Origin of the sequence: Collimonas sp. (assembly GCF_039923675.1) — a bacterium.
In the GTDB taxonomy this organism is placed as follows: Bacteria; Pseudomonadota; Gammaproteobacteria; order Burkholderiales; family Burkholderiaceae_D; genus Collimonas.
This window is the reverse complement of sequence record NZ_JBDTCG010000055.1, coordinates 1-22697: the sequence shown is the minus strand read 5'-3', so window position 1 is coordinate 22697 and position 22697 is coordinate 1. Positions and strand designations below refer to the sequence as shown.

The 22697-nt window shown below is 56.8% G+C and carries 29 protein-coding genes and 2 pseudogenes; 6 read left to right on the top strand and 25 right to left on the bottom strand.

Features of this window, described 5'->3' with window-relative positions; all coding sequences use genetic code 11:
* The 5 genes and pseudogenes from ABI171_RS11330 to ABI171_RS11310 form a co-directional block, all read right to left on the bottom strand.
* Positions 1-1636 (bottom strand): annotated as a pseudogene (locus tag ABI171_RS11330) (hypothetical protein); the annotation flags it as partial.
* Positions 1637-1641: 5 nt separating this feature from the next.
* Entirely contained in the window at positions 1642-2199 is a 558-nt protein-coding gene (locus tag ABI171_RS11325; protein WP_348092663.1) for a phage tail protein I, read from the bottom strand.
* The gene (locus ABI171_RS11320; protein WP_348092662.1) at positions 2196-3086 is read right to left on the bottom strand and encodes a baseplate J/gp47 family protein; all 891 of its coding nucleotides are present in this window, start codon (positions 3084-3086) and stop codon (positions 2196-2198) included. Before ABI171_RS11320 ends, ABI171_RS11325 begins: the two co-directional genes overlap by 4 nt.
* Positions 3083-3418: a GPW/gp25 family protein gene (locus ABI171_RS11315; RefSeq protein ID WP_348092667.1), complete on the bottom strand. Its 336-nt coding sequence runs from the start codon at positions 3416-3418 to the stop codon at positions 3083-3085. Before ABI171_RS11315 ends, ABI171_RS11320 begins: the two co-directional genes overlap by 4 nt.
* Positions 3418-4083 (bottom strand): phage baseplate assembly protein V, encoded by a 666-nt coding sequence (locus tag ABI171_RS11310; protein WP_348092661.1) that lies wholly within the window; start codon positions 4081-4083, stop codon positions 3418-3420. The genes ABI171_RS11315 and ABI171_RS11310 overlap by 1 nt, the downstream gene beginning before the upstream one ends.
* A gap of 255 nt (positions 4084-4338) precedes the next feature.
* Between ABI171_RS11310 and ABI171_RS11305 the strand changes: the two genes are divergently transcribed.
* From ABI171_RS11305 to ABI171_RS11295, 3 genes are all read left to right on the top strand, one after another.
* A complete protein-coding gene (locus ABI171_RS11305) occupies positions 4339-4551 on the top strand; it encodes a Com family DNA-binding transcriptional regulator (protein ID WP_348092666.1) in 213 nt (70 codons plus the stop codon).
* On the top strand, positions 4484-5290 hold the full coding sequence (locus ABI171_RS11300) for a DNA adenine methylase (RefSeq protein ID WP_348092660.1): 807 nt from the start codon (positions 4484-4486) through the stop codon (positions 5288-5290). Before ABI171_RS11305 ends, ABI171_RS11300 begins: the two co-directional genes overlap by 68 nt.
* Before the next feature lie 76 nt (positions 5291-5366).
* Positions 5367-6182, top strand: coding sequence for a DUF5677 domain-containing protein (locus ABI171_RS11295; RefSeq protein ID WP_348092659.1), 816 nt, complete (start codon positions 5367-5369; stop codon positions 6180-6182).
* On the opposite strand, the gene ABI171_RS11290 is transcribed toward ABI171_RS11295, so the two are convergent.
* The 12 genes from ABI171_RS11290 to ABI171_RS11235 all read right to left on the bottom strand — a co-directional run bounded on the left by ABI171_RS11290 (position 6170) and on the right by ABI171_RS11235 (position 12160).
* Positions 6170-6631: a phage virion morphogenesis protein gene (locus tag ABI171_RS11290; protein ID WP_348092658.1), complete on the bottom strand. Its 462-nt coding sequence runs from the start codon at positions 6629-6631 to the stop codon at positions 6170-6172. The genes ABI171_RS11295 and ABI171_RS11290 overlap by 13 nt on opposite strands.
* Positions 6628-7116, bottom strand: coding sequence for a phage tail protein (locus ABI171_RS11285; RefSeq protein ID WP_348092657.1), 489 nt, complete (start codon positions 7114-7116; stop codon positions 6628-6630). Before ABI171_RS11285 ends, ABI171_RS11290 begins: the two co-directional genes overlap by 4 nt.
* Positions 7094-7321, bottom strand: a complete 228-nt coding sequence (gene lysC / locus ABI171_RS11280) for an Rz1-like lysis system protein LysC (protein WP_348092656.1) — start codon at positions 7319-7321, stop codon at positions 7094-7096. The genes ABI171_RS11285 and lysC overlap by 23 nt, the downstream gene beginning before the upstream one ends.
* Positions 7215-7637 (bottom strand): Rz-like lysis system protein LysB, encoded by a 423-nt coding sequence (gene lysB, locus ABI171_RS11275; RefSeq protein ID WP_348092655.1) that lies wholly within the window; start codon positions 7635-7637, stop codon positions 7215-7217. Before lysB ends, lysC begins: the two co-directional genes overlap by 107 nt.
* The gene (locus ABI171_RS11270) at positions 7628-8092 is read right to left on the bottom strand and encodes a D-Ala-D-Ala carboxypeptidase family metallohydrolase (RefSeq protein WP_348092654.1); all 465 of its coding nucleotides are present in this window, start codon (positions 8090-8092) and stop codon (positions 7628-7630) included. Before ABI171_RS11270 ends, lysB begins: the two co-directional genes overlap by 10 nt.
* Complete coding sequence (locus ABI171_RS11265) at positions 8089-8358, bottom strand: phage holin family protein (protein WP_348092653.1); 270 nt, start codon at positions 8356-8358, stop codon at positions 8089-8091. The genes ABI171_RS11270 and ABI171_RS11265 overlap by 4 nt, the downstream gene beginning before the upstream one ends.
* Positions 8351-8707, bottom strand: a complete 357-nt coding sequence (locus tag ABI171_RS11260; RefSeq protein WP_348092652.1) for a putative holin — start codon at positions 8705-8707, stop codon at positions 8351-8353. Before ABI171_RS11260 ends, ABI171_RS11265 begins: the two co-directional genes overlap by 8 nt.
* A gap of 15 nt (positions 8708-8722) precedes the next feature.
* Positions 8723-8932 (bottom strand): tail protein X, encoded by a 210-nt coding sequence (locus ABI171_RS11255; protein WP_348092651.1) that lies wholly within the window; start codon positions 8930-8932, stop codon positions 8723-8725.
* Between the two features lie 11 nt (positions 8933-8943).
* On the bottom strand, positions 8944-9438 hold the full coding sequence (locus ABI171_RS11250) for a head completion/stabilization protein (protein ID WP_348092650.1): 495 nt from the start codon (positions 9436-9438) through the stop codon (positions 8944-8946).
* Between the two features lie 118 nt (positions 9439-9556).
* Positions 9557-10270 (bottom strand): phage terminase small subunit, encoded by a 714-nt coding sequence (gene gpM, locus ABI171_RS11245; RefSeq protein ID WP_348092649.1) that lies wholly within the window; start codon positions 10268-10270, stop codon positions 9557-9559.
* Between the two features lies 1 nt (position 10271).
* On the bottom strand, positions 10272-11276 hold the full coding sequence (locus ABI171_RS11240; RefSeq protein WP_348092648.1) for a phage major capsid protein, P2 family: 1005 nt from the start codon (positions 11274-11276) through the stop codon (positions 10272-10274).
* A gap of 59 nt (positions 11277-11335) precedes the next feature.
* Complete coding sequence (locus tag ABI171_RS11235) at positions 11336-12160, bottom strand: GPO family capsid scaffolding protein (RefSeq protein ID WP_348092647.1); 825 nt, start codon at positions 12158-12160, stop codon at positions 11336-11338.
* A 246-nt stretch (positions 12161-12406) separates the two neighbouring features.
* Here ABI171_RS11235 and ABI171_RS11230 point away from each other — a divergent pair, with 246 nt between their 5' ends.
* From ABI171_RS11230 to ABI171_RS11220, 3 genes are read left to right on the top strand one after another with little or no spacing between them, the layout of a single operon-like run.
* On the top strand, positions 12407-14140 hold the full coding sequence (locus ABI171_RS11230) for a terminase ATPase subunit family protein (RefSeq protein ID WP_348092665.1): 1734 nt from the start codon (positions 12407-12409) through the stop codon (positions 14138-14140).
* A complete protein-coding gene (locus tag ABI171_RS11225; protein ID WP_348092664.1) occupies positions 14053-15216 on the top strand; it encodes a phage portal protein in 1164 nt (387 codons plus the stop codon). The genes ABI171_RS11230 and ABI171_RS11225 overlap by 88 nt, the downstream gene beginning before the upstream one ends.
* Entirely contained in the window at positions 15213-15422 is a 210-nt protein-coding gene (locus tag ABI171_RS11220; RefSeq protein ID WP_348092646.1) for a hypothetical protein, read from the top strand. The genes ABI171_RS11225 and ABI171_RS11220 overlap by 4 nt, the downstream gene beginning before the upstream one ends.
* Before the next feature lie 294 nt (positions 15423-15716).
* Here ABI171_RS11220 and ABI171_RS11215 read toward each other — a convergent pair whose 3' ends face one another.
* From ABI171_RS11215 to ABI171_RS11180, 8 genes and pseudogenes are all read right to left on the bottom strand, one after another.
* The gene (locus tag ABI171_RS11215; RefSeq protein ID WP_348092645.1) at positions 15717-16904 is read right to left on the bottom strand and encodes a hypothetical protein; all 1188 of its coding nucleotides are present in this window, start codon (positions 16902-16904) and stop codon (positions 15717-15719) included.
* A gap of 72 nt (positions 16905-16976) precedes the next feature.
* A complete protein-coding gene (locus tag ABI171_RS11210; protein WP_348092644.1) occupies positions 16977-17240 on the bottom strand; it encodes a PAAR domain-containing protein in 264 nt (87 codons plus the stop codon).
* A gap of 79 nt (positions 17241-17319) precedes the next feature.
* Positions 17320-17892, bottom strand: coding sequence for a hypothetical protein (locus tag ABI171_RS11205; RefSeq protein WP_348092643.1), 573 nt, complete (start codon positions 17890-17892; stop codon positions 17320-17322).
* Between the two features lie 78 nt (positions 17893-17970).
* On the bottom strand, positions 17971-18675 hold the full coding sequence (locus tag ABI171_RS11200; protein WP_348092642.1) for a hypothetical protein: 705 nt from the start codon (positions 18673-18675) through the stop codon (positions 17971-17973).
* A gap of 30 nt (positions 18676-18705) precedes the next feature.
* Positions 18706-20043 (bottom strand): virulence factor, encoded by a 1338-nt coding sequence (locus ABI171_RS11195; RefSeq protein ID WP_348092641.1) that lies wholly within the window; start codon positions 20041-20043, stop codon positions 18706-18708.
* Entirely contained in the window at positions 19925-20191 is a 267-nt protein-coding gene (locus tag ABI171_RS11190) for a PAAR domain-containing protein (RefSeq protein WP_348092640.1), read from the bottom strand. The genes ABI171_RS11195 and ABI171_RS11190 overlap by 119 nt, the downstream gene beginning before the upstream one ends.
* Before the next feature lie 25 nt (positions 20192-20216).
* Entirely contained in the window at positions 20217-21698 is a 1482-nt protein-coding gene (locus ABI171_RS11185) for a virulence factor (protein WP_348092639.1), read from the bottom strand.
* Positions 21695-22697, bottom strand: a pseudogene (locus tag ABI171_RS11180) (hypothetical protein); the annotation flags it as partial. The gene ABI171_RS11185 and the pseudogene ABI171_RS11180, both read right to left, overlap by 4 nt.

Genomic DNA, 22697 nt, shown 5'->3' with positions numbered 1-22697 from the left:
CATCGCTACCCCATACGTAGGCAGTTTGTCCGCCTGGATCAGCCCACTGAAACTGCATCAAATCAGCGTTGTTACTGACCCGTTGCGCCCAATCGGCGGCGGTGGCGCGGCCTGCAGTATTGGCATAGTTGACGCTGAAATTAGACGGGTTGTAGACATTGACCGCGTCGGGTGAATTGCCGCCAAATATCCAGGCTGGCTGACCGCCGAGGCCGCTCCAATTGAGCTTGATTGGCTGCACACCAAAAACAACGGAACCCTGATCGGTGGCATCGACTGTGACTTTCACGCCGCTACCATTCGACCAGCCGATTTTGACGACATTATTAGTCTGGCCAATGCCAGTAGCCTGCTGGACCGGGTTAAAGCCGAGTGCATTTTGCTTGGAGGCCGGATCGAAGTTACCGGCATGCCAGACAGATTTGCCGCCCACGGTTGCCCCCTGCGTGGCATTGATGCTGCCGACCTGCATTGCGCCATAGGAGGTGCCGTCGCCGCCGACCACTTCCAAAACGTTAGCGGCAGTCAGCCGCAGCTGGGTGACGCAGACGCCGCCCCAATGAAAGGACATGCGCGGCGCATAGCTGATATCGCGGCCCTTACTGTCCTTAGCGCGCAATGCTTCCCGAATCTCCAGAGTAGGCGTTTCGTAGCTAGGGCTGGCAGCAGTAGCGGAGATGGACAGCGCGCCATCGATATTGTCACCGGCCTTTTTGACGTAATCACCTGGTGCAAAATTGCCGGCGTTCCAGATCTGCTTCCATGGACGGCCCTCGAATGGCGTTTTAGAACCCAAATAGCCGGTGCGTTCCCAGGAACGTTGCGATACGCCGCCTTCGGAATACACCTGGCGCACGAACTGGCCGCCGTTGACAGCCATCAGCGTGCCGTAGCCATCGGCGCCCATTGGTAAATGCGTCGCAGCCGTGATGCCGCGATCATTGGCGACCGAGACATCGCGCACGCCGGTTTGCAGTAATGCATCACAGTCGGTATCGCTGCTGGTTACCGGCGCCAGCTTGTGGAAGTACAGGACATCAGCACGCTCGGGCGTGAGGTACTGCGTGTGCGGATCTGCCGCCTCCGTGTGACGGGTAATGACCTGTTCCAGCGCCGGGGTCAGACCGGCCGGTGTCACGACCCGCGTGCCGTCCTTCCCGATCAGGGTTTCCTCCGGTGTTGCCAGCTCGACCACGCCATGGCGGTCAACAGTCGCCGGCGGGTTCGTGAAATTGGCATCGCCAAATGTTAGCGAAGTGGCTTTGATGTTCGCAAAAACCACGTCAGCGGCCAGCAGCAGCATCGACTGCGTGGACTTTTGCAAGATCGGTTCCGGCTGGCTGTAGACGCCCAGGAGAACGCCATTGCTCAACCAATAGCCAATGCCGCGCACCACGTAGGTGTCGGCGCCATCGTCGCGGATAGTGACGTGGATCGTATCGGGAGCCACGACTTCGCCGGAAATTGTTTTGATGCGCTTGATTTCACCTGGCAAGGCGGTCGTTTCTTTGTCCGCCGTGAAGACAGCGGCGGTGAGGCCGATCTCCGTAATTTTTAATGGGGCGGTGCCGTTGTGCTCGGCATTGACCAAAGCGGCGCGGCCGGCATTGGTGATGATGATTTGTAGTCCAGGCATAGGTTTTACTCGGCTTCAGTCAGATTTAAGCGGGCATAGATCACAGGACGGGCCGTCGCCACTACGGCAATCGCGGCTTGCGTCTCGATGCCCTGGGTAAACGTAAAATGGCTCCTGATGGACTTGGTGCGGTTCACCTCGGCAATCACATCGTCGACAAACTCGGCTGTCGCGGACTGACCGCCGGCGCCGGACAGCGTCATGACCAGGTCGAAGGTGTACGGTTCGCCCATGGGGGTCTTTTGCCACCACTCGCGCAACAGGATGGAACCACCAAAAGCAGCGACCACGTCCTTGACGGCCTTGGCCGTTCCCTTCTGGCGGTGGATCTTCATGGCGTTGCGCACGCGGGCGCGCCGCACCTCTTCCGTCCAGTAGGATTTCCAGCTGTCGACCGACCAGTGCCAGGCTAACCAGGGCAACAGATCGATAGCGATGGTGTCCGGGTTGTGCAACGTGCGCAGCGGGACCGGCACGTCCGAGATGCGCGCCGTGACCGCTTCCAGCGCCCGTTCCAGCGACGTGGAATTGGGCGGCAACAGGGATTTGAATTTCTTGGTCATGCTTTCCCCCAGATGCCGGCGTACTCAATGTGCATGTCTTCACAGTAATGCGCCACCAGCTTGGAAATTTCCGGGTCGTCGGTCGGCGACAACAGAATGACGCGTTCAACGCCAGGCACGTGGAGCGCCGCATCGATGCCGGAATGGGTCGGCACGCGCCCCAGCTGATGTGCGTCCTTGGCATATGTCTGCATGCGCTTGATGGCCTCAGTCAAGACCACGGACGGGTCCGGACCGGAGAAGCTATACAGCTTGGCGTGCACCTGGTAGCGGACAACTTGAGCGGCGTGGACCTGGACATAGTCGGTCAGCGGGCGTATGCCGTCATCAAGCATGCGGGCAGCGACGATGTCCAGCAGCTCCTGCGAGGGTGTGCCGTCGCCTTCATGCGACAAGATCGCGACAACCACGTGACCGGGCGACGGGCTGGTAGCCGTCGCGTTGCGCACGCGACCGTCGCTGCTTAAGGCGTGGAACACATACGCGCCTTCCGGGCCTGCGACGGACATGCCTTGCGGTGCCAGCTGGATGCGCCGGCGGTAATCTTCGTCCTCTTCCATGACGGCAGCCGTTCCCTTGTCGGGATCTGCCGGCCAGATCTGCAAGCGCGGGACATCCATGTTCGCACCGATCTGGTCCAGATCCGACTTCATCGCATAGGCCAGCATTAGGGCGCGGGCAGCTTCGTTGATGCGCTGGCGCAGCTTCAGCTCACGGTAAGCGCTCAGTTGCACCACTTTAATTGCCGGATCGGATTCTGTGAGTTCGTCCAACTCGACGCCAAGCGCCGCCAGGTCGGCCAGGTTCTCCGCCAGAATGGTTTCATAGTCCAACGGCTCGATGACGTTCGGCGCCGGCAGTTGCGACAGATCGATAGCGGCGCTCATGATGCAGCCCCGGCGCCAACAGGCACTTCCAGCTGGACACCCTGTTCATTGGTGACGCCGTCCAGGAGCAACGTGGCCTGTCCATCAGTGCCGCGTTGCAGTTGCACGCCAGTCAAGGCAATACGGCGTTCCCAGCGCAACACAGCATAAGCCGTGGCGGCATAGATGCGCAGCACCGTGGCGCCGTTCAGCGGCTGGTCGATCAACTCCGGCACTTCAGAGCCATAGTCGCGGCGCATGACGCGGGAACCGATAGGCGTGGTGAGGATGTCGGCCAGGGACTGACGGATGTGGGCAAGGCGGGACATGGCGCGGCCGGTACGGGCGTTCATCATTTCGGACCACCTGAATCGTCATCGCCCTTTTTAACGCCGCCGTGCGGGTGCTTTACCAGGCTGACGGTGCCGGCGAACACGTCGACCGTGGCGCGCAAGATCCCCTGGATCATCGCCGCCGGGCCACCTTCCTTGCCGGCCTGGACGTTCATCCCGGCATTCAAGGCCGACATGCCGTTGACCGTCAGGTTCTGGCCCACGACCAGATTCTTTTGCACCAGCAGGTTGCCGGTGCATTCGGTGTCTTCGGCGTTCGAGGTGACTTTGCCAGGCGCCAGGGTGACGCTGGTGCCGTCCGACAGCGTGGCCGTCAGGGTGTGCGCGGTGCTGTCGTACTGGACGACCGTTCCATCCTTGTAGCGGGTCGTGTGGTGTGCCGGGTTGGTTGATGGGGACTGGTATTTGTCGGAATAGATCGCCGGCAGAATCGCGGCATTGGCGAAATCCCCCTCGGGCGACAGCACAATGACCTGTTCGCCCAGGGACGGCGGAAACCATGTCTGCGCATCGCCGGCCCGTAACGTGATCCAGGGACGCCAGGTGGTGGTGTTTTTACCGACCTGTACGCGCACACGCCGGGCGTCGTGATCGATGTCGGCAATGGTGCCGAACCGGATCAGATTCAGGATTAAACGCAGCAGTTCGGAGGTGTCAGCAGTCATGCATTGCATGTTGCCGGGTTGCCGAAATCGGCGCACCTGGTAGCGGGTTGATATCCGCGTTACCGACTGCTGGTTGGTGTTTTACTGCGTGGGGACGTAATACAGTGCCGGTCTGGAAAAAGAACGCGGCGACGTGGGAGATGTTTGCGCATCGACCACGCCACCGTGCCAGCAGTCAATCCTGCAAGCAAGGCCAAGGCCGCGCCACCTGTACAGGCGAGGCGAAGGCTACCATATTCGCGCAGGTATACCCAAATGCAGGAAATCCGTTGTGGGAATTGTTCCCGAAAATTAGGGGAAGGTGAATACATCGCCCTCTCCATTAAATGTCCGCGATGCGGCACATTGAACCACCTGAGAGCCACGCGCCCCGTACCTGCATGCCATCGAGCATCTGACTATGGAGCAGACCGTGCAAGCAAGTCCGATTATTCCCTGGATGGGTGGCAAGCGCCGCCTGGCCGATAAACTCATCCCATTATTTCCGCCGCATGAATGCTATGTCGAGGTGTTCTGCGGCGGCGCCGCGCTGTATTTCCTGCGGCCAGTACCGGCGCGCACCGAGGTCATCAACGATATCAACGGCGAGCTGGTCAACCTGTACCGGGTCGTCCAGCACCACATGGAAGAATTCGTGCGGCAGTTCGAGTGGTGGACCACCAGTCGGCAATTTTTTAAATGGCAGCAGGATGCGCGACTGGAGAGCTTGACCGATATCCAGCGCGCCGCCCGGTTCTATTATTTGCAACAGCATGCCTTCAGCGGCAAGGTCACAGGGCAGAACTTCGGTACTGCCACGACTGCGCCGGCCATTGATCTGACCAGGATAGAAGACAACCTGAAGGCCGCCCGCCAGCGGCTGGCCGGAACCTATGTCGAAAATTTACCGTGGCTGGAATGCATGAAGCGTTACGACCGGCCTCATACCTTTCAATATTGCGATCCACCGTATTGGCAAACCGAGGGCTATGGAGTGGATTTCGGTATCGAGCAATACGAACAGATGGCGGAATTCATGCGCACCTGCAAAGGCAAGGTCATGGTCAGTATCAACGACCATCCCGATATCCGGCGCGTGTTCGACGGTTTTACGATGTTGGGGCTGGATATCAAATACAGCATCGGCAGCACCCATGGTCAGCCTGGCGTCAGCCGGGAACTGGTGATTACCAACTGGGCGGCGGATGTGCTGACACAGCTTTTCTAAGATAAATTGGCGAGTATTATGGATAGCTCAATGGAAATGTAGTAGATATTGGTATAAAGCGAACTAGGGGGAGAAAATGACATTTAAAACAGATGGTTTTCTATCTGGCGATCTACATATTTTCATCAATCAAAGTCATATCGATTTTAAGGAGTGGTTTGAACTGGTTGCAGACTTAAACAAAACTACTTTTCTAGCTCTCACTAATTTACAGCCGCTGAAAGACAACAAACAGCAGTTGACGGCTGCTCTGCTTTTTAGTCGAGCAGTCCAATCGTTTCAGGCCGCAATTCTATTGGCCGAGCGAGGTATGACTTCGGAAGCACGTACATTGGTCAGAAGTTGTGCTGAAACGGCAATTGTCCTTGCTGCGGTGGGGAAAGACGCTAGTTTCGTTTTGAAATTAGTTGAGTCTCATCAAAAGCATTCATCGCAAGTAGCCAAGGCACTTAGTTCCAATCCAGAAGCGGCTGCGGAACTTTCAACTTTTACGCTAGCGTCGCTGCAACGAGTGATAGACGACGTCGACGCGCTTTTCCCAAACGGAAAGCCGAACGGTTACATCCTAAAGGACGTTGCAAAGGATGTGGGACTGATGGGACTATACGATACGGTTTTCCGGAGTACCTCTGGCGATGCAGCACATCCAACAATAGGCGCATTGACACGACATATGTATCAGGACGAGGCCGGTGAAATTAGTGATCTTCGATTTGAGCCAGCCCAAGAAGATTTGCCGCACACCTTGTCCATGTCGATTAGTACCTTACTGCATGCGCTGACGCCAATTTCTGAAGTATTCCAGAAGCCGGAATTTGAGCGCATTAAGGACGATTTTTTACCAAGATGGAAATTGCTCCAGATGCAGTATGAGGTAAATCAAGTCAAGTGAAGCAATAGTGAATCTCGAATCAATGCTTGATCGGTAGCACTGAAACCCAATAACGGCCGGGCCGGATAGCGATAGTTCGGTCCCTTTTTTGACACCTTGTCTTCCAATCCTTCTTGATGCACGCGGGCGACCCGTGCCACACGGCCAAAGAAGCCGACCGACAGCTGATTTTCATCATTCTCGGTTAGCAGATTTTTGGTCTTGCGCAGCTTCTCAAACATCGCGGCCTTTTGCCGTTTGATTCTCCCTTGCTTGCCCCGCAGATTCTTGCGCTGCTTGCGCTGCGCATAAGGCGCGCCGTCCGGCGCCTGCTGGCTGGCGATGCGCTTCGCCTGACTGCGGCGCAGATCCTGGGCAATCCTGCGCGTGACAACACGGCGCTGGCCTGGCTGGAGCTTAGTCAACAGTGTGCCGGCCCAGGCTTCCAGGGTGGATAGATCGTCGCTCATTCGGGGTTCGCCGGCGTCTGCCACTCGGCCAGCAGCGCGTCGCCCGCATAGGCTTGCCAGAATGCGTCGGTATAGACCGGCGTGGCTTGCGGCTCGGCCAGGTGCACGACTTCCAGCCGGCCGGCGCCTGCCGGTTTGACGATCACGCGCTCGGTCAGCGCCAGCGTGATCGCCAGGTCTATCGACGTGTGGTTGTTGTAATCCACATCAAAGCCGATACCGGTCTTGCGCAACTCGGCATTGTCCAGCAGGTCGCGTTGGTGTACCTGCACCCAAGCCAGCAACGGGACCATGAGGGCATCCTCGCTACCGGCGTAATCGGTAATGATGATGTTCAGCTTATAGCGATATTCAAACGACAGCGAAGCGGTGCCGGTGGCCACCGTGTTGCCGCCGTCCGCAAAGATCAGCAGTTTGTCGGGATTTTGCCGCAATTCGGCGCTGGCGGCTGTCAGGTGCGCTCTAAGGCTTTTTGGCTTGTACACGGTCGATATCCCCCTGGCAATCCACAACGGCGTCTACCTTGGCCGCACACATGCCCCACGCGGCCTCTGCACGCTCCAGGGAGAGAAGCAAGGCGCCGTTAGTCCTGGGCGCCGCTGCCGGTAACTGGCAGCGGGTGATCGCCGGGCAGGCGTTGACGATAATCGTCGGCGCCGGTGGCGGCCGGATGCTCCCGCAGGCGGGCAACAGCGTCAGGCAAAGCAGACTCAGCCCAGGTGCGTATCGGTGGGTTGTCATGGATGAGGCTTTCAATGAGGTTTTCTCGTTCGGTGAGGGTGGCGGCGATATCGTCGCGGGCGGCTTGCAGCTTGGCGCTAGCCTTGCTGTTCCTGGCCGCTGCATCCTTCAGCGAGATAATGACGGTGTCGCGCTGGCCGATCTCCTGCTCGGCCAGCGTGGCGCGCTCCTTCGCGGCGATCAAGCCGTCGCGCTGCACAACAATCACCAGGCACAGCGCGCCGACTGCCAAGGCCGATATCAGGCCTTTTGCGATCAGTTCCATAGACCGATCCGCGTGCCGCGGCTGTCGATCGTCAGTACCTGGCGGCGCGGCGTCTTGCCCTCAATCGCAATGCCCAGATGTACCCACACGGCGCCGCCGACCCGCTCATAGATCAGCTGGTCGAATTGCAAATAGGATTTCTCCAGCGCCTGGCAGATCTCCATCGGCGCACCAAACGCCGGCGCCGTGAAATCGTTAGCCAGACCATCCAGGTGCGCGCTATTGCCCGCGCCGCCGACAGCCCGGTTCAACGCCTGGCAGCGGTAGCCGCTGGAAATCACCATGGCAGCGCCGCCCAGCTCCAGACGCACCAGCTCGTTAAACTTCGCCAGGCGTCGCAGATTGGCAAGGATGGCCGGGGCCGGCCTGTTGTCAATACTGAGGACACGCGCCTTATCGCTGCGGGTAAATTCTTCCAACGTAAAATGTTCGGTCAATGGTGTGGTGGTTGTCATTCGATACCCCTGATGATATTGGCGACGTTGCCCTGGGCGCGATGCACCAGGACACACAAAGTCAAAGCGATGCCGGTTTGTCCGAAGGAGACGCGGCCGGGACCCAGCAGGATCTCCAGGGCGCTGGTGCCGGTGGCAACAATCAGCAGCCAGGCCACCAGGGAGATATGGAAACGGTGATTCGCCAGGCCGCGCCGGTAACACAGCAGTCGCAGGCAGGTGCTGGCGTAGGAGAGCAACGCCAGCAAGGTCAGCGTTTTAGTCATGACCGTCTCCTTTGCGCAGCCAGGCCGGCAACTCAATGGTTTTAATCAGGTCAAGGCCGTGCAGCGTCAGCGCAATGGCCGCCGCCGAGGCAAAGAAGGCGGCAACACCCGATTGTTTCAACGGCGTATTGCTGATCACCTCGGGCGCGGCCAGGTAGCCAATCGCCAGGGAAATGACCATATACGCCAGGCGTTGCAGTACCGGTAAATTCTTGCTGGAGATCGCCACCAGCGTGGCGCCGGCGAAGGCGCCAATCAGCGCATTACCGTCAATACCAGGGAACAGTGTCGACAAACCGATGCCGGCGGCGCTGGTGACGACCAGGGTGGTGGTGCTGGGTTCTGCCATAAGTCAATGCTCCAATCAATCCCAAAGGTTCACGACTTGGGCGGTTTTAGTGGGGGTTGCGGTAGGTTCTGGCAGGGTGACCAGAAGGCCATGCGGCAGGATCGGCCCCAGGTCGGCCAGGCCGGGATTGCGTTCAAGCGCCGCCTCAACCACGTTGGCGGTGGCGCCCAGGTGGCGCCAGCACAGCAGGTCCAGCGTGTCATGCTGTTGGGCGCGTACTGTCATTGTCAGCATCGTCAGATCAGCTCCACCGTGACATGGGACCGGCCAAGAATGTCGGCAATGGCCCAATGGGCGTTACGGCGCTGCTCGGACGGGGCGTTGTCCAGCGCTTCCATCATCTTTTTATCGGATAGCGTCGACGCGGTGCTGTCGTAATCTCGGTAACGTTCCGTCAGATCGGCCTTGGCCCAGCAGTAGACGGCGCGCCGATAGTGGGAAATGTTGACACTTTCACGATTGACCCGGTCCGCCGGCACGGCGGCCAAGGCCGCGAAGCCTGCGGCGATCTGTGTCAACTTCCAGTCGCGCAGCTCCGCATTGACATGCAGCACGGCGGCCACAATCGCCTGAACCAATCGCGCACTGGTGACAGTGCCGTCTAGTCGCATGTTCTCGCGCATGTCCTGCAACACGATGTCAGGGTAAAAACCGTCGTTTTCCACGCTGCCGGCGTCCGGCAAGCTGACAGCACCGCCCGCAGAGGGTGGCGCGAAGGCAATAAAACTCATACTGGGTTCTTTCGTCATCGACTGTTGGAAGAGAAACCGGCGGTGGGCGGGCGTCAGAAGGAGATAACAACGTTATTTCTTCATCGACCCGCGCCGCCGTGCGCCAGGGGGTGCTCGTTTAACCAGGAACGGCTTTTACTATGCGCGTGCGCAAGCGATCCATGGTTTGTTTCACTCCCACGCCGGGGAACAAGGCCACGGCGCGCTCCATCAGCGCGTGGGCCGCTTCCGCCTGCGGCAGCTGGGATGCCTTCAACAGTTCGGCGCTATTCGAATCAAGCACGGCCAGTATTGCGTAAGCATTGGCCTTCAACATCTTGGCGCGTGCCTGGTCCGGGGCGTCGCAGTGCGCCGTCATGTGCTGTACCTGCGCCAGAATCTCAACCGCAGCCACCGGGTCGCCGGCCAGCTTGCCCTTCAGGAACGCCGCAGAAAATTCATCGAGCAACATGGTCGGAATATCGCGGTTGAACTGGTCCGGCAAGGTCAGCTTGTGGGTGACGGCATAGCGCGCCATCTCAACCGCCCGCGCATATTCGCCGCAGTCGATATGCCACACCAGGAGCGCAGTAAACACATCGTCCTGGCCGCCGTGTCCCTTCGCCAGCGCGCCATCAATCCAGTCCTGGTACTCGGGCAGCAAGGTGGTTTTGACTTCAATCTTGCGTTCCATTGACTGGATGTTGCTCAAGCTGCGGCGGTCGTTCGCCAATTTATAAAGCATCATCTCGTAGGCGCTGCCGCCGGTGATGCCGCCAGGGGCGGCGTCGGCGGCAGCGCGCTCGGCCAGGATGCGGGCCTTGTGGCGTTGCGCTGGGGAGGCGTTTTCCATATCAGGCTGCCAGGACAATATTTTCCAGCACGGCGCCCAGACCCAGATCCTCGACCACATAGGCGTCGTTGGACGATTCGTAGTTTTCGATGCGGTCGCGCTCAGGCTTCTCGACCACCCGGCGCCGGCGCGCCGACTCTTGCCAGTAGATCGACAGGTTATCCAGGCGGGTAGTAAAAATCGTGTTGTCCGGGAAGAACGGTACGGCAATCGCCGGCAGACCACCGATGCGCTTCTGGCTGATGACGATGTCGGCCGCCAACGTCTCGGTCGGCGCCTGCTTGGTGTTCACCAGAGGGAAATATTTATCGTGCATCAGGTTGCGGCTGACGATCACGACTAATCCGCCATCTTTCTGATACCAAGGGTCCAGCAGGTTGATGGCGTCATACACCGCCGCATCCAGATTCGCATAATCGCCGCCGGCGCCGATGATGAGCTTGCCGGCCTCTTTACCCTCATGCATGACGCGCTGTGGCGCTTGTTCCCGATAGTGCTGCAGCCAGCCCTTGTTGACATCTTGCAACAGCGGATTTTTATCGATGTCGGTGTCCGCCGCCACGGTGCGGCCATTAAAACCGATCATCATGCGGTCCAGCGCCTGGCGAGTCAGGATGGCGCTAGCGAGTCGCTGCTGGAAATCGGGGAACTTGGCCCAGGCGTCCAAGGTTTGATATTTGACGTGGGTATCGAAGTTCGTTTTTTCGCAGCGATAGCCACGGTTGTCCAGGGCGGTCAAATCACGGGTCTTGCGGTCGCCCTTGTCGGTATTGGTACGGCTGGCCGTCGGGCCGGAGACGCCCAGGCCGACTTTTTCGCCTTCTTGTTCGGAGACGCCGATGATATTGATGCTTTTGAGGAATTCGCTGGATTCCTGGATCTTGGTTTCCAGCTTTTGCTGCACGCTGGGCGCGACGCCAAAGGTCTTGGCGACGTTGCCAGTGTCGTTCAACTGTGCCAGACGGGCAGTGTATTTGTCGAAGGCGACGCGGGTGATTTTTTTCATGCGGGGGACTCCTGGTGATATAGGGCGATGGTCGTGTTAGGGCGCGTGGCCGGCGTGGATTAGCAGTCGGTTTCGATCAAGCCATCGCCGCCGGCAGCCGTTGGCCGGTGCGTGGAACTCGCATCGGTCGATTCGACGTGTTGCTTGAATGCCGCGAAGTCTTCATTCGCCTTTTGCAAGGCAGCTTCCAGCGTGTCGACGCGCTTCTTTTCTTCCGCGAATTCGTCCGCGCAGAGATTCGCATGCGTTGCCAGGGTCTCGACGGCGCCGACCAGTTCACCAAAGCGCGCATCGTCGCCGGTAGTCTTGGTAGAAAAGCGTTTCAACAGATTTTTGATGGTGTCGGACAAGGTGATTCCTTCGGTTTCAGGTTGGGGGACTTCCTCGAATTCCAGCGTCGTTTCTTCCGCCGCCGTAAACAGGTTGCCGGGGTTCTTGGTGGCGAACGATAAAACCTCAGTGCCAAGGCTGGCGGGGCTGTCGGTCACAGCCAGGCCGACCAGGTAGGCTTCATTGGTGTCGGAGAATTTCGGATTGATTTCGATGCTGGTATAGATTTTTTGGCGCGCCTTGTTCATGGCGACCAGTTCCGGCGTGGGTGAGATCTGCGCGTACAACGCCAGTTTCTTGACGCCGCCCAGCTCGACTTCCTCACACTTGACTGCCGTTACATCGCCATAGGCTTTGAAGGCGCCATCGGCCCAGGTGCTGCGCAGGTGTTCCACCCAGATGCGGGCGCCATACACCTGCGGATCGAAGTTGGCGGCCATTTGCTCGATGAAGGTGCGGTCGATGACCCGGCCGTCGGTGGTCGCGCCTTCGACGGCGACGCGGAAGAATTTCGATTTCTGAGGAACAGGAGCAGTGGTGGTCGGCTTTGCCATGGTGTCGGTATTTGGAAAATGAAAAATTCGAATACCGCCATGGTCGGCGTTGCTGCGCGTGGGGACAATCGGCAGCGGGTTGATAACAGCCTTACCGACTTTCCGGCAGAGGCTTTTACAGGCGTTGCCCTCTACGCTTGCGGCATGTTAATCAAACCTGTCCCATTAAAACCAGCCAAACGCAGCGCCACGCGCGCGCCAGGCACGCTGGCAAAGCTGGCTGCAGTCTCCAATGACCCAGCCGCCATGCGCGACGCCGCCCGCGCCTTGTACTGGCAGGGCTGGCGCATCTCTTCCATCGCCAAGCATTTGAAACTCAAACGCAGCACCGTCGCCAGCTGGAAAGAACGGGATAAATGGCACTTGTCGACGGCGATAGATCGCGTGGAAGGGCAGATCGAAGCGCGCATGGTCCAGCTGGTCAGCAAAGAGGTCAAATCCGGCAGCGATTTCAAGGAAATCGACCTGCTCACGCGCTCCCTGGTGCAGATGTCGCGCAAGCGCCGCTATGACAGTGGCGGTAATGAGGCCGATCTCAATCCGAACCTGGACAACCGCAACGCCGGCCCGAAGAAGAAGCCGACCCGCAACGACTTCAGCGAAGAACAGCAAAGCCAGCTACTGGACGCCTTCCGCGATTCCCTGTTCGATTACCAGAAGGTCTGGTATCGCAACGGCCATGAGAGAACCCGCATCATCCTGAAATCGCGTCAGATCGGCGCGACCTGGTATTTTGCGCGTGAAGCGCTGGCCGACGCCCTGGCGACCGGCCGCAATCAGATTTTTCTGTCGGCGTCGAAGGCGCAGGCCCACGTTTTTAAACAGTACATCGTCCAGTTCGCCAAGGAAGCGGCCGGCGTGGAGCTGTCCGGCGACCCGATTGTGCTGCCCAATGGCGCGCATCTGTACTTCCTGGGGACCAGCGCCAGGACCGCCCAGGGCTACCACGGCAATTTTTATTTTGACGAATTCTTCTGGACCCACAATTTTACGGAGCTAAACAAGGTGGCCTCCGGCATGGCGATTCAGAAGAAATGGCGTAAGACCTACTTTTCGACACCGTCTTCCATGAATCACCAGGCGTATCCATTCTGGACAGGGAAAGACTTCAGCGCCCGGCTGCAGAAGGAGAATAAGGCCAAGATCGATATCTCGCACTTAAAACTGTCCGGGGGCTTTACGGGGGAGGACAAGATCTGGCGCCAGATCGTGACCATCCTGGACGCCGAGGCCGGCGGCTGCAATCTGTTCGACCTGGATCAACTGCGCGACTACGAATACAGCCCCGACCAGTTCGATAATTTGCTGATGTGTAATTTTATCGACGATACCAAGTCGATATTTCCGCAGGCGGAATTGCAACGCTGCATGGTCGATGCCTGGGACGCCTGGGAGGACTACAAGCCGTTTGCAGAGCGGCCGTTTGGCTATCGCCCGGTCTGGATCGGCTACGACCCCTCCTTGAGTGGGGATAGCGCCGGTTGCGTGGTGCTGGCGCCGCCGCTCATCAATGGCGGCAAGTTCCGTGTGCTGGAGCGCCACCAATGGCGCGGCATGGACTTCGCTGCCCAGGCGGAAGCCATCCGGCAAATGTCATTGCGCTACCAGGTCGAGTACATCGGCATCGATACCACCGGCATGGGGATCGGCGTGTTTCCAATAGTGAAACAATTTTTTCCAGGCGCCACCGCAATCAACTACTCGCCCGAAGTCAAGACCCGCATGGTGTTGAAGGCCAAGGATGTCATCAGCAAGGGCCGTCTGGAATTCGACGCCGGCGCAACAGACCTGTCTGCGGCCTTCATGGCCATCCGTAAAACCATCACCGCCAGCGGCCGGCACGTCACTTTCGACGCCGGCCGCACTGCCGAGACAGGCCACGCCGACCTGGCCTGGGCCTGCATGCACGCGCTCGATCACGAACCGATAGAAGGCATATCGGAAAGCACCACCTCATTTATGGAGATTTTTACAGCATGAAGAAACAGCGACGACACAATATCAACCCACAGGCACGCCAGCACGCGACGGCGCCGCCGGCGACCAACATGTCAGCACCACAGGCCGCGCCATCGGTGGAAGCGTTTTCGTTTGGCGACCCGACGCCGGTGCTGGATCACGCCGACATTATGGAAAGCCTGGAGTGCTGGCTCAACGGCAAATGGTACGAACCGCCGGTCAGTTGGCAAGGATTAGCAAAATCGTTTAACGCCAGCGTCCACCACAGCAGCGCTATCCACTTCAAGGCCAACATTCTCACGTCGACCTTTGTGCCGCACAAATGCCTGTCGCGGGATGCCTTCAAACGGTTCACGCTGGATTTCCTGACTTTCGGTAATGCCTACCTGGAGAAGCGCGCTAGCCGCGCTGGTCAGATCCTCCAGCTAAAACACTCCCTGGCGAAATATATGCGGCGTGGCAAGGATCTCGATACCTATTACTTCGTGTCCGGCTGGCAGCAAGAACATGCGTTTGCCAAGGGCGCTGTATTCCACCTGATGGACCCGGACGTGAACCAGGAGGTGTACGGTCTGCCGCAGTACCTGTCGGCCTTGCAATCGGCCTGGCTCAACGAGTCGGCCACGCTGTTCCGTCGCAAGTATTACAAGAACGGCTCTCACGCCGGCTTCATCCTCTACATGACGGACGCCGCCCAGAACATCAAGGACGTGGACAACTTGCGCACAGCGCTACGGGATAGCAAGGGACCAGGCAATTTCCGCAACGTCTTCATGTACGCACCAGGGGGCAAGAAAGACGGCATCCAGATCCTGCCGGTGTCCGAGGTCGCCGCCAAAGATGAGTTTTTTAATATCAAGGGCGTGACCAGGGACGACCTGCTGGCCGCACACCGGGTGCCGCCGCAACTGATGGGGATCATGCCAAGCAATGCCGGCGGCTTCGGCGCCGTGGAGCCAGCGGCCCGCGTGTTCGCCCGCAACGAGCTGGTGCCGCTGCAATCGCAATTTTTAATGATGAATGAATGGATGGGAGAAGAGATCGTGAGATTCGATGAGTACACGTTAGGGAACATGGAAGGAAATAAAACAGCATGAGCGACGTAGCCGACCGCGCCGAGTGGCGCATTGCCATGGATCTGACGGTAGCCTGTGCGCATGCGCGCCGCACGCCCCAGCTGGAGGCCGATGGCTACTGCCATTACTGTGACGAACAGGTCGCCCATGGGGCGCTGTTCTGCAATACGGAATGCCGGGATGACTACCAGAGGGAACAGGAGGCGTTCAGGCGCGCCGGGCGCTGACGGTATACCAGCCCCGCTGTCATGTTGTTACGGCAGCGTGTGCATCGTCTCAGGCCGCTTTACGCGGCTTTTTTTACGTCCCGACATTGTTGCCCTGCCATGAAAAGACCGTTGATCCCGACCTTTCGATTGCAGTCCCCCCACGCCTGCGCTGGAGGTTAAATGCACTGCTTTTAACGCAGTTCGCAAAAACGCCAAGCTCTCAGGCTACGCGGGGTTCGCGGGGAAATTGGCTGCAACGGGTTAACGCAAAATGACGCATTTTGTGCGACATTTATGAGCACAGGGAAGCGGTTACAGCAGATTCGGCAAGGAAAACCGCTTTTTCTTCTTCTTGGCATCCAGTTTCTTTTTGACGTCTAGCTCAGTACGGCGGCATTCTGGACACCAAGAACCTGTTCTGATACCAGCCGGTTTCGCGTCCCAAATATGGCCCTCAATACATTGCCATGTCAGTGGCGTGAATACATTTTTGTAGACCTTTGACAAGCAGTGGCCGCCATGTTTCTGTGCGTCTTCCTGCATCTGTTCAATGCTCAATCTGGTTCCATTGCAGATCGGACACCAATGGCGACGAATATTAACCAACTTGGCTTGCCAGACGTGGCCTAAGGCGCATTGCCACTGAAGATATGTGAGGATGTTGACATAACTCTCTGACAAGCACCGGCCCCCTTTGGCTTTCGCCAAAACTTGCATATCTTCAAGTGTGATACCTCGGTTTTGGCATTTCGGGCACCATGATCCTGATGTAACTGTCCGTGGCAACGACTCCCAGATATGACCTCGGGCGCAACGCCAGCGCAGTTTGGAGTTATTGCCGACATAGACATTCGATAGCACCTCGCCACCGTGTTGCTGCGCCAGCGCCTGCATCCCTTCCAGGCTTCCTCGCTTTTTATCGTAACGGCACTTGGGGCACCATCTGCCTACTTTAATCCTGTTAGGCGTGGCAGGCCAGCGATGTCCCTTGGCACATTCCCATAACATTGATTTTTCTGTATTGACGTAGGTATCGGAGAGGCAGCGGCCACCGAGTTCGTTAGCAATCCGTCGCATGGCCACCAGCTCTTTGTCGGCAACACAAAGCCGACACCACTGGCCCAGCGATGTACGATTCGCCGAGGCCTGCCACTGATGCTTGCCGGCGCATTGCCAAAGTAGAGGTGTCTTGCTATTCACGTAGGTCTTGGACAGGCAGCGGCCGCCGTGTTCCTTCGCCATTACCTGCATTTTTTTCAACCATACAGCGGCCACACAATCCTTGCACCAGGTGCCGCTTTTTACATAGCAGGGCATTTCATGCCATCGGTGTTTGTTGGCACATTGCCACAGCAAGGGTGTCGTGACATTGACATAGGTCTTGGACAGGCAGCGACCGCCACGAGCGACAGCGATCTGCTGCATTGCTTCAATCGTCAAGCGCTGACTGGCTTTCGGATCGTATGGCTTGGAGTCAGCTTGTTTTTTGATGCGAGGCATGAGCAGGGTGTGCGAAAACTAGATGGATGTTGCGACGACCAGGTAATGGCCGCACTGCCGCGATACGCAGGACTAACTGCGACCGCTATTCGGCATGGTGGAGATCAACACGGCCCCGCAGTTGGTCTTGTGGCCATCGAAGGCAACAGGGATACCATCGATCAATACTTCGGGATCACCTTCGGCGATCAAGCAATCCTGATGGCCTTGGATCGGGCAGACGCAGCGATCCCCCTTGCGCGCCACGGCCAGGCCTATGACCTTGCTGTTCGGCGCCGCCGACACCACCTTGCCGCCGTGGCTGGTGGGATCGTTCAAACGGATAACACCACGCATGCTTCCCTCCCTGCTTCCATCAATTGATGTGATTTTGTCTTGCGTAGTTTTGCCACGCATTGTATTTACTGACCGATGCTCATCTTTTCATATAAAACGTAGCATCGATAGCGCACGAGGTCTTCGTATTAAACATCGGTGCATAACCTTGTTCATCTGCAGCGCCATTGAACGTCCCCTCGCAGGTTTTAACGTAATATAAAAGGCCGGGTACAGCCAAGCCGGTTATAGGACTTAACAGACGCGGCGAGCTGCCATAGGGCCCGCTGCCGATTACTTTGACAAATCGAAGCAGCTCCGGCTTGATGGGAAATGGCGCGCGCACAAATCCGGAACGCCCCTGGGAATCGGTGACGCCATCGAGCGTGGCAACCGTCTCGCCTCTTACTGCGCCGGGCTTGGCAGGTGCATTGACATCGAGCCGATACGGTGTGTTGGCCAATATCGCCTTGGTGACGGTATCGTGCAGCTGGAAATGGCAGCCGTAAGCGCCGTTCCCTGCAGTTGGCAATCCAGCTACCGGTTTTGGCTGACATTCATAGGAAGATGCCGATGGTGTGTCTACCGTAGCATTCGAAGCGCAACCTGCGATCAAGCTAGCGAACAAGATCAGCGAAGCGCCGGTTACAATTTTTGCATTTTGAAATTTCACGATTTTCCTCAGTATAAATAGGTGACGTCACGCGTATGCAGCTCCCCTGCCCGCGCTTTCTTCAGCATGACAAGCTTTTCACTCTCGCCGCATGCCGAAGCCGGAACTGCCGCCAGAACAACAACGCACATCTTCGAATTTCGGAATCGCTTTCATTTTTTCCAAAAGTCGAACTTTTAGCTGCTCCGCTTTTTCCATATCTCGCTTGTTCATCCTCGCACGAACCGCTGCGATATCCTCGTCCGTACAAAATTCCCTGTCGTGTAATGCACATTGGGAGAGCCAGGCATAGGCTTGGGGATCATTGTGCATGACTGATCGTTGGTCAAAGTAATACATGGCTACATTGAATTCCGCTTTATGGAAACCGCGTTCTGCGGCACCAAGGTACAGGCGAAACCTCTTTACATTGGCTTGATAAGATCGATTCCCTTCAAAACCGAGATTCTCGGCGAGATGGAACATGGATGGCGGGTAGAATTGATCAGCGGATTTCGACAAATAGTAAATGGTCTCTTTCCGGTTAGAGTCCCCATCCTTGTCGCAAGCACCTAAATATGCCTGCATTCCGATCAAATGCTGCGCTTTCATGTCGCCGGCATTGGCGCGTGCCATCACTTCTGCCCGTGCTTCTGGATCGCATCCCTGTGGCAGAGCTTGATCGAACAGCTTGCTCAATGCAGGCTGCGCGCCTGTTGTATCAGCCCATGCACAGCCTGCAAACAGGCCGGCGAAAAGAATAATTGACGCACCAATAGCACTTGTAGTCTGGAACAATTTCATTGTTGGAACCTCATTGTGATTCTTATGACTTCACTTGGAATATCCTTGTTGCTGCGGACCTGCGTCGTTACGCAGCCCCCACCACGGCAAATAGGCATTGCTTTCGCCACGGGCACGGAACCAGGATTTTTCCGGATCGATAGGGCGAACCTTGGCGGGCGGCGTCACCAGCACTGCTGTTGGATGCGCAGCGTCGCTGGTGCCTGCAACCAGCACATTCTTGCCTAAATGGTTGGCATAGGCGATGCCGAGCGCTACATTGGTCAAGGCGGTGCCGGCGCCCATCTCGCCCAGCAATGCCGGCGTGTTGAAGGTCTGCTTCGCGAAATCGAACTCGACCAGCTCGGTGCTGAGTGTTTGCGCCAGGTTGCCGATCCGGTCCGATGAATTCGGATGGGTATTGTTGGCGTCGTGGATTACGTAACCGATATCGGTATCTTGCTTGCCGGCGTTATGGGTTGCGGCGTCCATTGTGGCTTTCCAGGCTTGCACGGCGCGAGGTGGTTTGCCTTTTTCAGCGTTGAAATCGGCCACGGCCTTGGTGGCTGGATAGCCGACCCAGGCCAAGGCTGCGCGCTCGGTGTTATAGCCAGGGCCGGCCAGCACCAGGAGCACCATGTTTTCGTTGAGCTGTTTGTCCTTGGGACGGCTAGGTGCATCCCAATTCATGGCCCAGACGGTTTCGTTCGGATGTGATTGCAGGTAATCCAATGCTGCCGCCAGCGAAGTGAATCCGGCGTTCGGGCCACCCATCGTCACGCGTACATCGGGCGGAGTGTTGCGGGTCCAGAGAGTAGGGGAATTGGGATTGCCAATTCTAAAACTATTGGTAATTCTATCTCGCATGTAATTAGCGGCGTAAACAGGTTCGAGTTTCCCCGCCGGTAGCGCAAATTCGACATGAATACCAGCCAGCTCACGCCATGTTTTCTTGTCTTCGAGCGAGTGGACGTTATAAAAATAACGCGAATCAGCGCCATAGTTATCATGGAAAATACTGATCAATTCATAGACATATTTTTCATAATAGCCATCAAAAGTTTCTTCCCCATCATTGCCAGCGGCTATCGATCCAATCACTTGAAGTTTCGTGAATTTTTGAGGCTCGGCCTTCACCATGTCGTCATTCTTGTTTGGCTGCGCTAATCCAAGCGTCCATAATAATTGCCATTCAGTCGAATAATCGCGTCGTTGCAGGGGGTTGAGCCATTGCACGCCGACGACTTGCGCCATAAAAGGTTTGGCAGATTCAGCGACCACGGGCGCAGCGGCGTTCGCTGTGGCAATCACGGGTGTAGCTGCACACGCAGTCAGCAACCCCAGCACAGCGATAGCGGCGAGAGTAGGTAGCGCTAAAATACGGGTCATGAGTTCTCCATTGGTGACCAACTATCTGGCAGATGCAACGATCTCCCTTGCGCGCCACTGGCAAGCCCATTACCTTGCTGTTCGGCGCAGCCGACGTCACCCTGTCACCGTGGCTGATGGGATAGTTCAAACGGATAACTCCACGCATACGCATTTTCCCTGCTTATAAAACGTTACTTTGAATAACCTTGCTGCTGCGGACCAGCATCGTGGCGGATACCCCACCATGGCAAATAAGCGTTGTTTTCGCCACGGGCGCGGAACCACGGCTTGTCCGGATCGATGGGGCGCACAGTTGCCGGTGGCACGATCAGCACAGCCGTAGGATGCGCAGCATCACTCGTGCCAGCCACCAGCACATTCTTGCCAAAATGGTTAGCGTAAGCAATGCCGAGAGCGACATTGGTCAAGGCAGTACCGGCCCCCATTTCCCCCAGCAAGGCCGAGGTATTGAATGTCTGCTTTTTGAAATCGAATTCGACCAGCTCTTTGGTAAGCGTCTGCGCCAGATTGCCAATACGATCTCCCGAGTCAGGTTGCGTATTGTTGGCGTCGTGGATCACATAACCGATATCAATATCCTGCTTACCGGCGTTGTGGGTGGCGCTGTCCAGCACAGCTTTCCAGGCTTGAACGATGCGGGACGGCTTGCCCTTCTCAGCATTAAAATCGGTTACGGTCTTGACGGCTGGATAGCCGACCCACGCCAACGCTGCGCGTTCGGTGTTGTAACCGGGGCCAGCCAAGACTAGCAGCACCATGTTTTCGTTGATCTGTTCATCCTTGGGCGGAAAACTCGGCGCATCCCAGTTCATGACCCAGACGGTTTCCTTTGGGTGTGATTGCAGATAGTCCAGCGCCCCCGCCAACGAAGTAAAACCAGCGTTCGGTCCGCCCATGGTCACACGCACATCAGGTGGCGTATTTCGGCTCCAAGATTTGGGAAAATGAACGTTACCGATGTCGAATGCATCGATAATAGTGTCTCGTGTGAAATTGGCCGTTTCGCCTGGATCGAGCATGTCTTTGGGCAGCGCGTATTCGACATGGATGCCAGCTAGTTCACGCCACGTCCTCTTGTCGTCGAGAGAATGCGCATTATAAAAGTAACTGGAATTCGAAAAATAAATATCGCGGAACTTAAATACTAACTCGCTAACATATTTTTCAAAATATCCCTGAAAAGTTTCTTTTCCATTATTTCCGTAAGCGATGATTCCTATGGGTTGAAGTTTTGAATATTTCTTTGGATTAGCTTTCACCATATCGTCATTTTTGTTTGGCTGCACTAGCCCCAATGTCCATAGCAATTGCCATTCGGTAGAGTAATCGCGTCGCTGCAAGGGATTGAGCCACTGCAAACCAACTACCTGAGCCATGAAAGGCTTGGACGGCTCACTTATCGCCGGGGCAGCAGCATTTGCCGTCGCAACAAGGGGGGCACTAGCACACGTGGTCAACAATGCCAGCACGGCGACGGCAGCGAGAGTAGGTAGCGCTAAAATGCGGGTCATGAGTTCTCCATTGGTGACTATTTGTGTTGTACCGGTATCCGCGTGCCAATTGAACCAGAATGCGATGCTCATAGCGAGCAAGAAAGCAAGCGCGGCCCAGCCCAACCGCTTATTGCGAGTAGCGATCATGTTATTCATCATTGATGGCCCCGCGCAAATTCGCGTTGATCGGTGATCGAATCGGGTATGCTGCCGTCTGTTCCGCCGCTGCCTTTTGTATGTGCCCATTCATAGGTCGGCACATTCATGAATTTCCCACTTAAAAAATATTTTTCAAATACTTTGTTGGGGTCGCCTTTGTCTAAGCCTTTCATGAAGCGCCAGTCCGCTACGATCCGCAGTGTATGTAAATCATCTTGTGGAATATGGCAGTTGCCGATTGCCACGTCATAGGCCAGCGCCTTTTGCGCATGCATACCATTGGTCATGATAGTTGAATGGTCAGTGGCATGGGAATCGACGTTCGCTGCCAGCGTTGTTTTGATTTGTTTTTGCTGCCAGGCCTTGTAGTCGTCGGAGGCGGTTTCTGGATTGTCTTCTTTCGTAACCTGTTTGTCGTTCGCATACTTGCCTTCGCGCTTGGCCTGCATACGCAGCAGCGCGTGATATTCATAACGCAAGCTCGCTTCGCTGTCCTTGTCGCCCTTGGCAGCATCGGTTTTATCTCGCGGCTCTGTCGTGCCCTCGGTATGTTTTGGATTGATTGCATTGTCTCCCGCATACGGATCGTCATCTTCGCGTACACGCTTCTGGTCACGCGTTTGACCAGGGGCGTCGAAGCCTTGGTCGAATTGTTCACTTTCGACACCGAAGCGCTTCGCCTTGGGCTTAAAAGTTTCGGGCAGATTTGGCGCGTCCAACGGAATCTTCCACACGTTCGGTGGCAACGCATTGATACGGGTGTTGGCCAATCCAATCGCCAATTTCATGATAGGCCACATCAGCACCGTCGCGACCTTGCCGAAATACGTAGTATTGGCCTTTATGCCTTTGCCAATTGTATATTCCGCCGTTGGTGACTCCGGTGACCAGAAACTCCAACTGCCTGGCTTGGGCGTGTTGTATTGATTGCTCCAGTAGTCGTAAGTCCCTTTTTTGCCGACTTCAAAATCTTGCGCGAACACACGCTGGGAGAATATG

What these genes read in the sequence shown, in the direction of transcription:
- lysB (WP_348092655.1), bottom strand. Translation starts at nt 7,637, where the DNA reads ATGGAACTGATCGCAAAAGGCCTGATATCGGCCTTGGCAGTCGGCGCG.
- ABI171_RS11315 (WP_348092667.1), bottom strand. Translation starts at nt 3,418, where the DNA reads ATGAACGCCCGTACCGGCCGCGCCATGTCCCGCCTTGCCCACATCCGT.
- ABI171_RS11255 (WP_348092651.1), bottom strand. Translation starts at nt 8,932, where the DNA reads ATGACAGTACGCGCCCAACAGCATGACACGCTGGACCTGCTGTGCTGG.
- ABI171_RS11220 (WP_348092646.1), top strand. Translation starts at nt 15,213, where the DNA reads ATGAGCGACGTAGCCGACCGCGCCGAGTGGCGCATTGCCATGGATCTG.
- ABI171_RS11270 (WP_348092654.1), bottom strand. Translation starts at nt 8,092, where the DNA reads ATGACAACCACCACACCATTGACCGAACATTTTACGTTGGAAGAATTT.
- ABI171_RS11290 (WP_348092658.1), bottom strand. Translation starts at nt 6,631, where the DNA reads ATGAGCGACGATCTATCCACCCTGGAAGCCTGGGCCGGCACACTGTTG.
- gpM (WP_348092649.1), bottom strand. Translation starts at nt 10,270, where the DNA reads ATGGAAAACGCCTCCCCAGCGCAACGCCACAAGGCCCGCATCCTGGCC.
- ABI171_RS11295 (WP_348092659.1), top strand. Translation starts at nt 5,367, where the DNA reads ATGACATTTAAAACAGATGGTTTTCTATCTGGCGATCTACATATTTTC.
- ABI171_RS11260 (WP_348092652.1), bottom strand. Translation starts at nt 8,707, where the DNA reads ATGGCAGAACCCAGCACCACCACCCTGGTCGTCACCAGCGCCGCCGGC.
- ABI171_RS11265 (WP_348092653.1), bottom strand. Translation starts at nt 8,358, where the DNA reads ATGACTAAAACGCTGACCTTGCTGGCGTTGCTCTCCTACGCCAGCACC.
- ABI171_RS11305 (WP_348092666.1), top strand. Translation starts at nt 4,339, where the DNA reads ATGCAGGAAATCCGTTGTGGGAATTGTTCCCGAAAATTAGGGGAAGGT.
- ABI171_RS11200 (WP_348092642.1), bottom strand. Translation starts at nt 18,675, where the DNA reads ATGAAATTGTTCCAGACTACAAGTGCTATTGGTGCGTCAATTATTCTT.
- ABI171_RS11195 (WP_348092641.1), bottom strand. Translation starts at nt 20,043, where the DNA reads ATGACCCGTATTTTAGCGCTACCTACTCTCGCCGCTATCGCTGTGCTG.
- ABI171_RS11230 (WP_348092665.1), top strand. Translation starts at nt 12,407, where the DNA reads ATGCGCGACGCCGCCCGCGCCTTGTACTGGCAGGGCTGGCGCATCTCT.
- ABI171_RS11235 (WP_348092647.1), bottom strand. Translation starts at nt 12,160, where the DNA reads ATGGCAAAGCCGACCACCACTGCTCCTGTTCCTCAGAAATCGAAATTC.
- ABI171_RS11250 (WP_348092650.1), bottom strand. Translation starts at nt 9,438, where the DNA reads ATGAGTTTTATTGCCTTCGCGCCACCCTCTGCGGGCGGTGCTGTCAGC.
- ABI171_RS11185 (WP_348092639.1), bottom strand. Translation starts at nt 21,698, where the DNA reads ATGATGAATAACATGATCGCTACTCGCAATAAGCGGTTGGGCTGGGCC.
- ABI171_RS11320 (WP_348092662.1), bottom strand. Translation starts at nt 3,086, where the DNA reads ATGAGCGCCGCTATCGATCTGTCGCAACTGCCGGCGCCGAACGTCATC.
- ABI171_RS11240 (WP_348092648.1), bottom strand. Translation starts at nt 11,276, where the DNA reads ATGAAAAAAATCACCCGCGTCGCCTTCGACAAATACACTGCCCGTCTG.
- ABI171_RS11210 (WP_348092644.1), bottom strand. Translation starts at nt 17,240, where the DNA reads ATGCGTGGTGTTATCCGTTTGAACGATCCCACCAGCCACGGCGGCAAG.
- ABI171_RS11190 (WP_348092640.1), bottom strand. Translation starts at nt 20,191, where the DNA reads ATGCGTGGAGTTATCCGTTTGAACTATCCCATCAGCCACGGTGACAGG.
- ABI171_RS11325 (WP_348092663.1), bottom strand. Translation starts at nt 2,199, where the DNA reads ATGACCAAGAAATTCAAATCCCTGTTGCCGCCCAATTCCACGTCGCTG.
- ABI171_RS11215 (WP_348092645.1), bottom strand. Translation starts at nt 16,904, where the DNA reads ATGCCTCGCATCAAAAAACAAGCTGACTCCAAGCCATACGATCCGAAA.
- ABI171_RS11310 (WP_348092661.1), bottom strand. Translation starts at nt 4,083, where the DNA reads ATGACTGCTGACACCTCCGAACTGCTGCGTTTAATCCTGAATCTGATC.
- ABI171_RS11300 (WP_348092660.1), top strand. Translation starts at nt 4,484, where the DNA reads ATGGAGCAGACCGTGCAAGCAAGTCCGATTATTCCCTGGATGGGTGGC.